The organism is Pseudomonas sp. LBUM1661, assembly GCF_059695925.1.
In genome coordinates, this window is record NZ_CP166794.1 from 115,001 (window position 1) to 128,711 (window position 13,711).

The following is a 13,711-nucleotide window of genomic DNA, read 5'->3' on the forward strand; positions in this document are numbered from 1 at the left end:
GGAGCACGAGAAACTTTGTCTGAATATGGGGGGACCATCCTCCAAGGCTAAATACTACTGACTGACCGATAGTGAACTAGTACCGTGAGGGAAAGGCGAAAAGAACCCCGGAGAGGGGAGTGAAATAGATCCTGAAACCGTATGCGTACAAGCAGTGGGAGCCCACTTTGTTGGGTGACTGCGTACCTTTTGTATAATGGGTCAGCGACTTATTTTCAGTGGCGAGCTTAACCGAATAGGGGAGGCGTAGCGAAAGCGAGTCTTAATAGGGCGTCTAGTCGCTGGGAATAGACCCGAAACCGGGCGATCTATCCATGGGCAGGTTGAAGGTTGGGTAACACTAACTGGAGGACCGAACCGACTACCGTTGAAAAGTTAGCGGATGACCTGTGGATCGGAGTGAAAGGCTAATCAAGCTCGGAGATAGCTGGTTCTCCTCGAAAGCTATTTAGGTAGCGCCTCATGTATCACTGTAGGGGGTAGAGCACTGTTTCGGCTAGGGGGTCATCCCGACTTACCAAACCGATGCAAACTCCGAATACCTACAAGTGCCGAGCATGGGAGACACACGGCGGGTGCTAACGTCCGTCGTGAAAAGGGAAACAACCCAGACCGTCAGCTAAGGTCCCAAAGTTATGGTTAAGTGGGAAACGATGTGGGAAGGCTTAGACAGCTAGGAGGTTGGCTTAGAAGCAGCCACCCTTTAAAGAAAGCGTAATAGCTCACTAGTCGAGTCGGCCTGCGCGGAAGATGTAACGGGGCTCAAACCATACACCGAAGCTACGGGTATCACTTAGGTGATGCGGTAGAGGAGCGTTCTGTAAGCCTGTGAAGGTGAGTTGAGAAGCTTGCTGGAGGTATCAGAAGTGCGAATGCTGACATGAGTAACGACAATGGGTGTGAAAAACACCCACGCCGAAAGACCAAGGTTTCCTGCGCAACGTTAATCGACGCAGGGTTAGTCGGTCCCTAAGGCGAGGCTGAAAAGCGTAGTCGATGGAAAACAGGTTAATATTCCTGTACTTCTGGTTATTGCGATGGAGGGACGGAGAAGGCTAGGCCAGCTTGGCGTTGGTTGTCCAAGTTTAAGGTGGTAGGCTGAGATCTTAGGTAAATCCGGGATCTTAAGGCCGAGAGCTGATGACGAGTTACCCTTTGGGTGACGAAGTGGTTGATGCCATGCTTCCAAGAAAAGCTTCTAAGCTTCAGGTAACCAGGAACCGTACCCCAAACCGACACAGGTGGTTGGGTAGAGAATACCAAGGCGCTTGAGAGAACTCGGGTGAAGGAACTAGGCAAAATGGCACCGTAACTTCGGGAGAAGGTGCGCCGGTGAGGGTGAAGCATTTACTGCGTAAGCCCATGCCGGTCGAAGATACCAGGCCGCTGCGACTGTTTATTAAAAACACAGCACTCTGCAAACACGAAAGTGGACGTATAGGGTGTGACGCCTGCCCGGTGCCGGAAGGTTAATTGATGGGGTTAGCTAACGCGAAGCTCTTGATCGAAGCCCCGGTAAACGGCGGCCGTAACTATAACGGTCCTAAGGTAGCGAAATTCCTTGTCGGGTAAGTTCCGACCTGCACGAATGGCGTAACGATGGCGGCGCTGTCTCCACCCGAGACTCAGTGAAATTGAAATCGCTGTGAAGATGCAGTGTATCCGCGGCTAGACGGAAAGACCCCGTGAACCTTTACTATAGCTTTGCACTGGACTTTGAATTTGCTTGTGTAGGATAGGTGGGAGGCTTTGAAGCGTGGACGCCAGTTCGCGTGGAGCCAACCTTGAAATACCACCCTGGCAACTTTGAGGTTCTAACTCAGGTCCGTTATCCGGATCGAGGACAGTGTATGGTGGGTAGTTTGACTGGGGCGGTCTCCTCCTAAAGAGTAACGGAGGAGTACGAAGGTGCGCTCAGACCGGTCGGAAATCGGTCGTAGAGTATAAAGGCAAAAGCGCGCTTGACTGCGAGACAGACACGTCGAGCAGGTACGAAAGTAGGTCTTAGTGATCCGGTGGTTCTGTATGGAAGGGCCATCGCTCAACGGATAAAAGGTACTCCGGGGATAACAGGCTGATACCGCCCAAGAGTTCATATCGACGGCGGTGTTTGGCACCTCGATGTCGGCTCATCACATCCTGGGGCTGAAGCCGGTCCCAAGGGTATGGCTGTTCGCCATTTAAAGTGGTACGCGAGCTGGGTTTAGAACGTCGTGAGACAGTTCGGTCCCTATCTGCCGTGGACGTTTGAGATTTGAGAGGGGCTGCTCCTAGTACGAGAGGACCGGAGTGGACGAACCTCTGGTGTTCCGGTTGTCACGCCAGTGGCATTGCCGGGTAGCTATGTTCGGAATAGATAACCGCTGAAAGCATCTAAGCGGGAAACTAGCCTCAAGATGAGATCTCACTGGGACCTTGAGTCCCCTGAAGGGCCGTCGAAGACTACGACGTTGATAGGTTGGGTGTGTAAGCGCTGTGAGGCGTTGAGCTAACCAATACTAATTGCCCGTGAGGCTTGACCATATAACACCCAAGCAATTTGCTGACCCTTCTTTATAAATGAAAAGGGGCACCAGATTGCGGTGTGTGAAGACGAAACGAACCGAAAGTTCGAGATCTTGCAAAACACCGAAACCTATCACTTACCCACTTTGCTGAAGCGCGGCCAGCCGGCCACGACTCGGTACCCGAATTTCTTGACGACCATAGAGCATTGGAACCACCTGATCCCATCCCGAACTCAGCAGTGAAACGATGCATCGCCGATGGTAGTGTGGGGTTTCCCCATGTGAGAGTAGGTCATCGTCAAGATTAAATTCCGAAACCCCTATCTGCGTATGCAGGTAGGGGTTTTGTTTTAGTAGAAGTCACCATTTTTTGCTGGCACGTTACTGAGGTAACGGGCTGGTCACAGAATTTCTTGACGACCATAGAGCATTGGAACCACCTGATCCCATCCCGAACTCAGCAGTGAAACGATGCATCGCCGATGGTAGTGTGGGGTTTCCCCATGTGAGAGTAGGTCATCGTCAAGATTGAATTCCGAAACCCCTGTCTGCTAACGCAGACAGGGGTTTTGTCGTTTTGGCTAGCCTAAAACCGCAGACCAGTCACCGCCAACCCAGCGCCTTACACAAAAAGTTTCAGCACATTGTTCATTGCATCATCAGCAAAGCCCTGTACGAAATCCTTGAACCCCGGCAACGCCTCCACACCACCCTGAGCAGGTTCGGCAATGATGGTCCAAGTCGCTCGGGACTTACCCGCCCCCAGCGGCTCAATACTCATCGCAGCCCACAAATTGGCCACGCCCAATGTGTTGTAGATCGTGGTCCAGGTCATGCTCAGTGCCTGGTCATCCCGGGAGTTGAGTTGCTCGACCACCAGGTTGCCGTCCTTGAAGCATTTCTTGCGCAGGGACGATACGCCTTCGCCGGTCATCTCGATGTGCGACAACGTCGGAATGAATTGATCGAAGCCGGCAAAGTTGCCGACCACCGCCCAGACTTGCGTGGCCTCGGCCGGCACGTCCACCGAAGACACAACGTGGCAGCCTTGAGGATTTTTGATCAGGGTATCGGGTTGCAGGGTTTTCATGGTTTTGCTCCGGTTGAGTGATTCAGATGAAATTGATTTCTTTTAGGTAATCGCAGCCGCGACGCAGCAGTGCCGGGGATTTTTCGGGGTAGCGCGCGCCCATCTGCCGGACGCCGGCCTGGGCGTTGTCGTGGCCGATCATCGAGATGTCGCCGATGTCTTCCTCGAAGCCGTTGAGGTAGAAACCGAGCACGCCGAACAGCGCGTTGTCGCTGTCGACCCGGCCCAGTTGCTGCTGCCAGTCGGCGACGCTGACCATGGAGAATTCCCGGCCGGCCTCGCGAAATGACGCGACGTAGTCGTCCCAGCTCAAGGGCTCGGGGTTGTGCAGGTTGAACACGGCTTTTTCCGGTTGATAACGACTGGTGTGGAAGGCAATGAAGCGGGCCAGAAAATCCACCGGCATCAGGTCGAAATTCAGCGCGAACTCTGGCACCTGGCCGAGCTGGATCGAGCCTTTGAGCATCAGCATCAAGCGATTCTTGTGCGGCTGGCAGACCCCTGTGAGGCTGTTGAAACTGATGTTGCCGGGGCGATACAGATTGACCCGCACCCCACGCTCACGCGCGCGCTCGAGGATTCGCTCGCCGACCCATTTGGAGAGGTTGTAGCCGTTCTTGATGTAGATCGGCGGGGTCTGCGCGGCGGGCAACTCAAGCACCCGGCCATCGGCGGAAATCGTGCTGGACGCCGAGAGCGTCGAGACGAAGTTGAAGATCTTTTTGCTGCGTCCTTCGCACAGTCGCAGGCACTCGAAAATCGGCTCGACGTTGTCCCGCGCCAACGACTCGTAATCGAGAACGTGATTGACGTTGGCGGCGTTGTGCACCAACGCACCGAACGCTCGATCCAGTCGCTCATAAACCTGCGAAGTCAGACCCAGTTGGGGGCGAGTAATGTCCGCCGGGTAAACCTGAACCCGGCTCAGGTCCAGATGCTCCAGGCGGTTCTCTCGCAATGCCTGGGCAAAGCGTTCTGCCGCCGATTGCCCGCCGCCATCGCGTACCAGGCAAGCGACTTCGCTGGCCCCCCATGCCAGCAGCGCCTCGACAATGTGCACACCGACAAAACTGTTGGCGCCGGTGACGATCACCTTGTGCACATCGCCCATGCGGCTCACCGGCAATGGCTGCACATCCAGGTCACGGAAGGCGTCGGCGATGGCCTGCTCGCTCAGTACTTCTTCAGTGCCTGAGCCACGCACCAACGTTGCCAGTTTCGTGATGGTGGGCAGTTCGATGAAGCGGTTGATCGAGATGCTGCGCCCGAATTCCTCACGCAAACGCAGGAGCATGCGCGACAGCAGGATCGAGTGGCCGCCCAGATTGAAAAAGCTTTCATCGGTGGAAATGTCGCTGGCGGGCAGCTCCAACAGCTCGGCCCAGATCTCCAGTAACAGCGCTTCATCGGCACTGGCGGGCAGTCGCCGCAAGGTGTTTTCGATAACACTGACGGGCAACGCCAGCAGCGTGTTGCGATCGACCTTGCCGTTGCTGGCGTACGGCATGCTCGTCAGTTCGGTCCATGCGCTGGGCTGCATGTAATCGGGCAGGAACTGCACCGCGTGGGCTTTCAGCGCTGCGCGCGCGGCACCGGGTTGATCCTCCTGAGGTTGACTGAGGAACGCCAGAATCCGCCGCTGACTGTCGATGACCACCGCCACCTGACGGTACAACTGACTGTCGCGCAGGCAACGCTCGATCTCTTCCGGCTCAACGCGGAAGCCGCGAATTTTCACCTGATGGTCGCGCCGCCCGCACAGCTCGATGCCGTCAGCGGTCCACTTCGCCATATCACCGGTACGGTAGGCGCGCAGGCTCTGGCCGTCGGGCAAACTCAGCTTCAGATAGCGTTCGGCGGTCTGCTCGGGGTTGTTCAGGTAACCCAGGCACACGCCCGGCCCGACGATGCACAGCTCGCCGACAGCCTGCTCGGCCACCGGTTGAAAATCCTCATCGAGAATCAGCACCTGGCTGTTGGCAATCGGCGCGCCCAGGGAGCGATTGCTGTCGCCTGCACGCAGTTGCCGCGCGGTGATCAGCACCGTGGCTTCGGTCGGGCCATAGAGGTTGTAGAGATTGCCCTGATGACGGGTGAGCTGCTCGATGACCCAGGGCTCGCAGACGTCGCCGCCGGTCATGATGTGGTCAAGACACTGCAATTGATCCAGCGGCAGGATGCTCAACAAGGCGGGTGGCAAAAACCCGTGGCTGAGCTGCTGGTGCCGGATCAGTTCCACCAGTTGCAACGGGTCGCGGCGTTGATCGTCGCTGGGCACGATCAGTTCGGCACCTTGCAGCAGGGTCGGGAAAATATCGATCAGCGACGAGTCGAAACTCAATGATGAAAACTGCAACACGCGGCTCTGCTCGGTCAGCTGCACATAGTCGGCGTACCACGCGGTGAAGTGCGCGAGGTTGGCCTGACTGAGCAAGACGCCCTTGGGATGACCGGTGGTGCCCGAGGTGTAGAGCGCCATGCACGGCGCATCGATATCGGGTCGTTGACGCATCAACGGTTGATCGAGGTCCAGCTCATCGATGTCGATGCTACTGATGTCCAGCCCCGGCATCTCACCCGCGAGCGGATGCTGTCCGTCATGCAGCAGCAACACCGCTGCGGCGTTCGACAGGATGTATTGCTGGCGCGGCAACGGATGGCTCGGCTCCAGCGGCAGATACACTGCACCGCTGCCGAGAATCGCCAGAATCCCCGCATACAACGCGGCGCATTTCGGCAGGCAGATCCCGACCACCACCGAGCCTTGATGTTGATCAAGCAGTGGCTGCAAGCGCTGGCCAATCGCACGACTGTAGGCATGCAATTGACGATAGCTGAGGGACGTGCCGGCCATGTTCAGCGCCGGTCGGTCGGCGTACTGGATGAAGCGCTGCTCGAGCCGCTCGATCACCGGAACCTGCGCGAGTTGCAGTAACCAGGGTTCAGCAGTCGCATTGCGCTGATGGATGAAGGCCAGGCTTTCCAGAAACCGTAGATTTTCCACGCGTTCGAAGTGAACGGGAGCGACGGGTTTGGCGAGCAGAAAATACTCGGCGTCCCGGGAGTAGCGACTGACCAGCAGCGCCACGTGATCCACCAGCTCTGCCACCGCGCGCAGACGCAGGGACTGGCCGTTGCCTGAAGGTTCGTCGGCAATCGGTACGCAGGTGAGCCGTGTCGAATTGCACGTGCACAAAAGGTCCAGCGACGGCAGGCCGCCAGCGCCCGGCAGTCCGACACCCAGTTGCACTATTAGCCTCGGCGCCGTGCCGACATCGCGAAGCGCCAGGCTGGCATCGTCGATCAGCAAATCAAACTGACCTAGTGGTTGCTCATCGACGGCCGTCAGCCGCGCCAGGGAATGACCGTGTTGTTCGAGTTCCAGCGCCAGGTCGGTCAGGGCCTGACTGTGTCCGATGAGCAGAATGTCGAGACGCCTCATGATGTACTCCTCGTCAGATCAGGTAGTCGCTCAAGGCGCCTTGCACGCACGGCGAATCGAGCAGCGAACTGCTGCGGAAAAACCGCACGATGTTGGCAACCAGTGGGTGATGGCGGTTGATCGGAAAGGCCAGCCCCGACACTTCGCTCTTGAGTGCACGGCGCGCCGCATCGTTGATGTGCAAGGATTCGATCAGTCGGAAGTCGAACGATTTCTGAATGTCGTTGGTCAGGTAATGGCCGATGAACACTGGCAGGATCTGCGCGATGCACTGGCGGTCGTCGTCGCTCGCGGTGTGCCAGTAGATGCGCACCATCCGCGACCAGAATCCGGAGTGGCGGCCCTCGTCCAGCAAGTGATCGGCCATCAGGCCCTTGATCGATTGCTTGACCGTGTCGTCCTTGGCGAACGCCGCCACGTCACCGGTTACGGTGTTCTCGGCAATGGCCACGCAGATCAACTCCACAGCGCCGCGAAGGTGTTCCGGTGCCAGTGCCACGGCGGCGGGAATGGCGCGGCTCAATTCGATTTCATCCGGCAGCTCAATGGGCGTGATGCCGGTCATGGTCACGGTCTGCTGCATGAAATCCATCGCCACCAGCGCGTGGTAATCCTCGTCCACCACCACTGTCATCGCGTCATATCGGCAGGCGAACGGGAAGGTCATGGCAAAGCGGTTCTTGGCGATGCTGCGAGCGGTCTTGTCGACGATCTCGGTTTCGAAAATCACCACGTCGTTGATGAATTTGTAGAGTGTCTGCACCAAGGCGTAGTCGCGTTGTTCCGGGCATTCGCGCAGGAACGTTTCGCTCAGCACCAAGGGCTGGCGGCTCAAGGGATAGATCAGCTTGTCGTCGTTCTCGACGACGCGACGAGGGCGAGTGCGGATGGTCGCGCGGCTCTCCCAGGCGTCGGCGAAGGATTGGTAGTCAGCGGCCTTCATGCGTTCATCTCCGCGACAGGTTCGCTCATGCTCAGGCGCAAGCCATCCCACAGGGCGATGCGACTTTCCACGGCCGCAATGGCGCTGGCGTAGACGTCTTCTTCGCGTTGCGGATCGCCATCGACCAGTCGTGCGAGCAGTTTTTCGGCAGCCGGGCCATGGTCTTCGGCGTCGACTTCGATGTGCCGCTCGAGGTAGTAACGGAAGGTCGGCGCCTGCTCGATGCCGATGCCCCAATCGTCGAGAATGCGCCGGAACATCTGCGGGATGACGCTCTCGCGGCCATGCAGGAATGCCGCCGCAACGCTGTGGCCCGGCGCATGCAACGCGGTGTGCAGGGTATGCCGCACGAACTGCGCGGCCGCTGGGTCGACGTCGACACTTTGCAATGCCACGTCGTAGCTCACGCCTTCTTTTTGCATCGCCACGAAGCGTTCGACGGCGACCGTGCTGGCGCCGACTTCGCGCATGGCATCCAGGTACAACTCGAAATGGCTGTAGTGACCCTGGGCCGGGCGGTCATCGGATTCTTCTCCGAGCACGATCTCGTTGATCAGCCGCGCCGCTTGAGGATCCGTGGGTGGCAGCCAGGGCAGCTGAACGCAGGTCAGCTCCTGTTGCAGGCGCTTGGTCAGCGACATGAAATCCCACACCGCAAATACATGGGACTCCATGAAGCGTTGCAGTACCGACAGCGAATGTATTTCGGCGAAGATCGGGTGCGAACTCAGTTGCGCTTTCTTCTGATCAAGACGGTCTTTAGTCGATGTCATGGGCGAACCTATAAGTTGATCTGGAATAAGGTGCGATCAATAAGTAACGGCGGGCTAAAGTTTTCTTTTGGCGAACGGGTGCCTCAAACGAATTGATCTGCGTTGTGATGTACACGTCTTTGAATGACAGCCTGGCCGCCGGTTGGGTAGCGGCGGAGAAAAGCTAATACACGAATAAAGTTCGGAGCAAGTTATTTTTGTATTATTTAAAAGTTTAACTTTCTCGGGCATGACAAGTTCCATTAAAACTTTTTCGTGAGGTTTTATGGGGGCGTAGTTGCTCCTTCCGACTTATATGATTCAGAATTTTAATAAAGAGTGAATGCCTCACTCGAAGCAACTTTCAAGTAGAGATCGTTGACGTGATTTGAGGGGGAAGTTGGCCGGGAGCAACGCCGATTCTTCCTTTCCCGTGGCAAGACTCCTTCCGTAGGTCCTTGATGCGGAGACTGCGCCGCTCAGGCGGCGCGTCACCCGTTCATTATTCGTTGGCAACCCAAGAGTGAGCGTAATTCAAGGCAGCCGCTATCGCCGAAGTATGGGGTTTCGGGCAGGACGCAAAGGAGGGGAAATGTAAGCGGAGGGTTCAGCTATCAGCGCGTTTTGCCAGTAAAAAACCGGGCGGTGGAGGGGCTGCTGCGCAGCCCGGCGGGAGCAAGCTCCCTCGCCACAGAGACGGGTTTTACGTCGAGGTTTTTTTGCTCTGGCTTTCAGGGCTGTTGAGGTAGCGCGTGATGACCTCTACGCCGCGGTTGAGGTGATTTTCGAGCAGCTTCACCGAGCGTTCGATGTCGTGGTCTTCCGCCGCCCGTAACAGCGCCCGGTGATCTTCCTGAGACAGCTTGCCCAGGCCCATGGCTTCCAGGTTGAAGCGCAGGAAGCGCTCCTCTTCCTTCAAACCGTCTTCAACCAGCCTCAACAGCCGCCGGTTCGGTGCTTTGCAATACAGGGACATATGGAACAGGCGATTGAGCCGGCCAATCTCGGTGTAGTCGTGTTCTGTTTCCAGTTCGTCGATGTAGCGGGCAGCCGTTTCGAGATCTGCCGTATCAAGCAATGGAATCGACAAACGCAGGGCTTCGGACTCGAGCAGAATCCGCAGCGCGTAGGTTTCCACGGCATCGCCCTGGACCAGCGGTGCGACCACCGCGCCTTTGTGGGCGATCACATTGAGCAGCGCTTGCGCTTCGAGTTGGCGCAAGGCTTCGCGCACCGGCATGCGGCTGACGCCGAACAGGTCGGCCAAATCTTGCTGACGCAGGGCGGTACCGCAGGGAATGCGGCCGTCGAGAATGGCTGAACGCAGGGTTTCTTCAATCACCGAGCGTGCCAGATGAGCGGGAATGGGCCCGTTGACCTTGATGCTGTTCAGAGGATTGGGCTTTTGTGTCACAACTACGCACCCTGTTTGATTGAAATAAATTTGGATCCAAGATGACACTAGGCACTGCCTGACGGGTTGTCAATCCGACAAAAAATCCCGGCCCGACGCGCCCCGATATTTTTTATGACACCTGCCATACAAAGTTTAGCCCGCCTCGGTGATCTCACCGTGCCATTGTCTTTTGCCGGGCTAAGCTCCACCATCAACCGACTTCCACCTGCCTATCCTGGATGCCACGCCTTGGCGGTACGTTTCGCGATCCCTCGGACTTTGCGCTGGCTAGGCTGCGCGTTGCTGCTGGCCGGCGTCATGCTGGGCGGTTTGCAGGCCGACTGGGATTTTTCCCTGATCAGCCGCCGGGCGCAGGCATTGTACGGGCCTTTGGGCGAAGGTCAGCAGCGCCTCGACGCCTGGCAGCATTTATTGGCCTCGCAGAAGCAGGTCAGCGAGCTGGAACAGCTCAACGTGGTCAACCACTTCTTCAACAGGCAAGTGCGTTACGCAGAGGACATCGACCTGTGGCACCAGGTCGATTATTGGGAAACCCCGATTGAAGCCTTGTGGAAAGGCGCCGGTGACTGCGAAGACTTTGCCATCGCCAAGTACTTCAGCCTGCGACATCTCGGTGTGTCCAGCGACAAGCTGCGCATCACCTACGTAAAGGCTTTGCGCCTGAATCGTGCACACATGGTGCTCACCTACTACTCAAGCCCCGAGGCCATGCCATTGGTTCTCGACAGCCTGATCGATGCAATAGAACCCGCCAGCCAACGAACCGATTTATTGCCGGTCTACTCTTTCAATGCCGAAGGGTTGTGGTTACCGGGCGCCCAGGGCAACAAAAAAGTCGGCGACACCAAACGCCTGTCCCGTTGGCAGGATGTGTTGAAGAAAATGCAGGCCGAAGGATTCCCGGTCGAGACGACCCACTAGGAGTACGCGCCCAGATGTCTTTGTTCAAACAGCTGTTGATCGCAATCTGTCTGTTCCTGGTGGTCGCCTTCACCGGCAGCTTCATGGTCAGCCTGGAGAGCTCGCGCACCCAGTACGTCAACCAGTTGCGCTCCCATGCCCAGGACGCCGCGACGGCGCTGGCGCTGTCCCTGACGCCGAACATCGATGACCCGGCGATGGTGGAGCTGCTTGTCAGCTCGATCTTCGACAGCGGTTATTACGCGAGCATCCGCGTGGTCGATCTGGCGAACGACCAGACGATCGTCGAGCGCAGCGGCATTGCGGCCGTCACCAATGTGCCGGACTGGTTCGTCAAATTGATCGGCCTCGAAGCCGCGGGCGGCGATGCAATCGTCAGCCGGGGGTGGGAGCAGGCTGCACGGGTCGAAGTCGTCAGCCACCCGATGTTCGCGTTGGCCAAGCTTTGGCAGAGTGCGCTGGGCAGCCTGGTCTGGTTGCTGATCTGCGGCGCGGTGAGCGCGGTGCTGGGCGCGCTGTTGCTGCGTCGGCAATTGAAGCCGCTGGACTACATGGTCCAGCAGTCCCACGCCATCGCCCGCCGTGAATTCCTCAGCCTGCCAGACTTGCCGAGCACGCCGGAGTTGCGCCGCGTGGTGCAAGCCATGAACCAGATGGTCGAGAAGCTCAAGGCGCTGTTTCAGGAGCAGGCCGAGCGAAGCGAAAAACTGCGGGTCGAGTCCTATCAGGACAGTTTGACCGGGTTGGCCAATCGACGTTATTTCGAGATGCAATTGAACGCCCGTGTGAGCAATCCGGAGCAGGCCAGTTCGGGTTACCTGCTGCTGTTGCGGGTCAAGGATCTGGCCGGTTTGAACCAGCGCTTGGGCGGTCAACACACTGATGAGCTATTGATCGCGGTCGCCGAGCAACTGTCCCGTGAGTGCGCCAAGTACCCGGAAACGCTGAACCTCGTCACACGGATTCGCGGTGGCGAATTTGCCGTGCTGGCGCCGGGGCTGGTGCGTGAAGAAGCGCTGCATCTGGCGCAGAATCTCGACAGTGCCTTGAGCAGCCTGCATGCGACCGGTGCCACCGACGTGGCATCGGTCGCCGCGATCGGCCTGGCACCGTTTGTTCACGGCGACTCGCCGCAAGCGGTACTCGGCCTGGCGGATCAAGCCTTGGCGCAGGCCGAAGGCCAGGGCGATTCGAATTGGGTCTGTCTGGATCACAGTGCGGCGGACAGCGTTGGCGATGATCATCATGCCTGGCACACCTTGCTCGATCAGGCGTTGAATCAGCGACGTTTCCAGTTGTTTTTCCAACCGGTGGTGGCCAGCCAGGACACGCAGTTGGTGCTGCACTACAAAGTGCTGTCACGCTTGATCGATGACCAGGGTCAGAGCATCCCCGCCGGGCGTTTCCTGCCGTGGCTGGAGCGTTTTGGCTGGACCGCGCGGCTGGACCGCTTGATGTTGGAGTCAGTGCTGGAGCAGATGACCGGCCACGAAGAGTCGCTGGCGTTGAACCTGTCCTCGGCGACGCTGGCGGACCCGCAGGCGCTGAATAAAGCCTTCGACATGTTGCGCTCGCATGCCCATCTGGGGCCACGGTTGACCCTGGAAATCGGCGAGGAGCAACTGCCGGAACAAGCGGTGCTGGAAGCGCTGACGCGACGGTTGCGCGAGCTCGGATTCTCCCTGAGCCTGCAACATTTTGGTGGGCGCTTCAGCATGATCGGCAACCTGGCGCGGCTGGGGTTGGCGTATCTGAAGATCGATGGCAGTTACATCCGGGCAATTGATCAGGAGGGTGACAAGCGCCTCTTCATCGAGGCGATTCAGCGGGCGGCTCATAGCATTGATCTGCCGTTGATTGCCGAGCGGGTCGAGACCGAAGAAGAGTTGTCGGTGATACGCGAGATGGGGGTTTATGGGGTTCAGGGGCGGTTGTTTGGGGAGCCGAAGGCTTGGGAGTAGGCTTTTGAGATGCGTCGTCGGCACCGACGCCTTCGCGAGCAAGCCCGCTCCCACATTCGATCTTCATTGAGCATATTATTTGTGAACACCCGAGATCAAATGTGGGAGCGGGCTTGCTCGCGAAGGCGCCAGGGCGACAACGATAAAAGCGCGGGGTCAGATCAACCGATCCTCATCCTCATCAACCAAATGACTCAACCCACCCAACGCCTCACGGGCCTGGGTCCGGTCCATGAGCTTGGCTTGTGCGGGGGCGGGCAGGTCGGTGACGCGGATCACGCCCTTGTCGATCAGTACCTGGATCAAGTCGTCGAGTACCCGGATCATTTCCGGGTCGCTCTGCTTGAGCAGCTTCAGGTTGGTGGCCAGTTTTTCGCTGGCGAACCAGTCCCTCACGTCAGGATGATCGGCCGGCAGCGTTTCCGTTGAATCGGCGTAGGCCTCGGCCTCGACGCGCATCAATTGGCCTTGCGCATTGCGTTGCACGTAGAACATTGAACATCCCTCTGAAATGAACCCGCGTCATGCTGTCAGCAGCATAGCCAACGTCGCGCCAGTTAAGGGCGCGCGTGCCGTACATATGGCGCATTGATAAGTTAACTGAACGTGTTCGCGCCGCGCTCGCTGCTTCAAAGAAAGGCTTATTTACAACTAAGACATTGATTTAGATCAATATGT

Annotated in this window: 8 protein-coding genes and 3 rRNA genes (1 of these 11 only partly in view); 5 read left to right on the forward strand and 6 right to left on the reverse strand. The window is 57.8% G+C overall.

Annotated elements, in window-relative coordinates:
* The 3 genes from ACA057_RS00580 to rrf (ACA057_RS00590) all read left to right on the forward strand — a co-directional run.
* Window positions 1–2,523: ribosomal RNA gene (locus tag ACA057_RS00580) — 23S ribosomal RNA — on the forward strand (it extends 369 nt beyond the left edge of the window).
* Window positions 2,524–2,695: 172 nt separating this feature from the next.
* Window positions 2,696–2,811 (forward strand): 5S ribosomal RNA (gene rrf, locus ACA057_RS00585).
* Between the two features lie 108 nt (window positions 2,812–2,919).
* Window positions 2,920–3,035: ribosomal RNA gene (gene rrf / locus ACA057_RS00590) — 5S ribosomal RNA — on the forward strand.
* 94 nt (window positions 3,036–3,129) lie between these two features.
* Here the strand turns inward: rrf (ACA057_RS00590) and ACA057_RS00595 are convergent.
* The 5 genes from ACA057_RS00595 to ACA057_RS00615 form a co-directional block, all read right to left on the reverse strand.
* Entirely contained in the window at window positions 3,130–3,597 is a 468-nt protein-coding gene (locus ACA057_RS00595; RefSeq protein WP_497345130.1) for an SRPBCC family protein, read from the reverse strand.
* Window positions 3,598–3,619: 22 nt separating this feature from the next.
* Window positions 3,620–7,039, reverse strand: a complete 3,420-nt coding sequence (locus ACA057_RS00600) for an amino acid adenylation domain-containing protein (protein WP_497345132.1) — start codon at window positions 7,037–7,039, stop codon at window positions 3,620–3,622.
* A gap of 13 nt (window positions 7,040–7,052) precedes the next feature.
* Window positions 7,053–7,982, reverse strand: coding sequence for a diiron oxygenase (locus tag ACA057_RS00605; RefSeq protein ID WP_497345134.1), 930 nt, complete (start codon window positions 7,980–7,982; stop codon window positions 7,053–7,055).
* Entirely contained in the window at window positions 7,979–8,755 is a 777-nt protein-coding gene (locus ACA057_RS00610) for a DUF3050 domain-containing protein (protein ID WP_497345136.1), read from the reverse strand. The genes ACA057_RS00605 and ACA057_RS00610 overlap by 4 nt, the downstream gene beginning before the upstream one ends.
* Before the next feature lie 682 nt (window positions 8,756–9,437).
* Window positions 9,438–10,148, reverse strand: a complete 711-nt coding sequence (locus ACA057_RS00615; protein WP_497345138.1) for a GntR family transcriptional regulator — start codon at window positions 10,146–10,148, stop codon at window positions 9,438–9,440.
* Window positions 10,149–10,379: 231 nt separating this feature from the next.
* Between ACA057_RS00615 and lapG the strand changes: the two genes are divergently transcribed.
* Together lapG and lapD are read left to right on the forward strand one after the other, a co-directional pair.
* On the forward strand, window positions 10,380–11,072 hold the full coding sequence (gene lapG / locus ACA057_RS00620; RefSeq protein ID WP_497345140.1) for a cysteine protease LapG: 693 nt from the start codon (window positions 10,380–10,382) through the stop codon (window positions 11,070–11,072).
* A 14-nt stretch (window positions 11,073–11,086) separates the two neighbouring features.
* Window positions 11,087–13,033: a cyclic di-GMP receptor LapD gene (lapD, locus tag ACA057_RS00625; protein WP_497345142.1), complete on the forward strand. Its 1,947-nt coding sequence runs from the start codon at window positions 11,087–11,089 to the stop codon at window positions 13,031–13,033.
* A 156-nt stretch (window positions 13,034–13,189) separates the two neighbouring features.
* On the opposite strand, the gene ACA057_RS00630 is transcribed toward lapD, so the two are convergent.
* Entirely contained in the window at window positions 13,190–13,528 is a 339-nt protein-coding gene (locus ACA057_RS00630; protein WP_059407626.1) for a hypothetical protein, read from the reverse strand.
* Window positions 13,529–13,711: the final 183 nt, after the last annotated feature.

Coding starts and splice junctions, on each gene's coding strand:
- ACA057_RS00595 (WP_497345130.1), bottom strand. CDS start 3,597: ATGAAAACCCTGCAACCCGATACCCTGATCAAAAATCCTCAAGGCTGC.
- ACA057_RS00610 (WP_497345136.1), bottom strand. CDS start 8,755: ATGACATCGACTAAAGACCGTCTTGATCAGAAGAAAGCGCAACTGAGT.
- ACA057_RS00600 (WP_497345132.1), bottom strand. CDS start 7,039: ATGAGGCGTCTCGACATTCTGCTCATCGGACACAGTCAGGCCCTGACC.
- lapD (WP_497345142.1), top strand. CDS start 11,087: ATGTCTTTGTTCAAACAGCTGTTGATCGCAATCTGTCTGTTCCTGGTG.
- ACA057_RS00630 (WP_059407626.1), bottom strand. CDS start 13,528: ATGTTCTACGTGCAACGCAATGCGCAAGGCCAATTGATGCGCGTCGAG.
- ACA057_RS00605 (WP_497345134.1), bottom strand. CDS start 7,982: ATGAAGGCCGCTGACTACCAATCCTTCGCCGACGCCTGGGAGAGCCGC.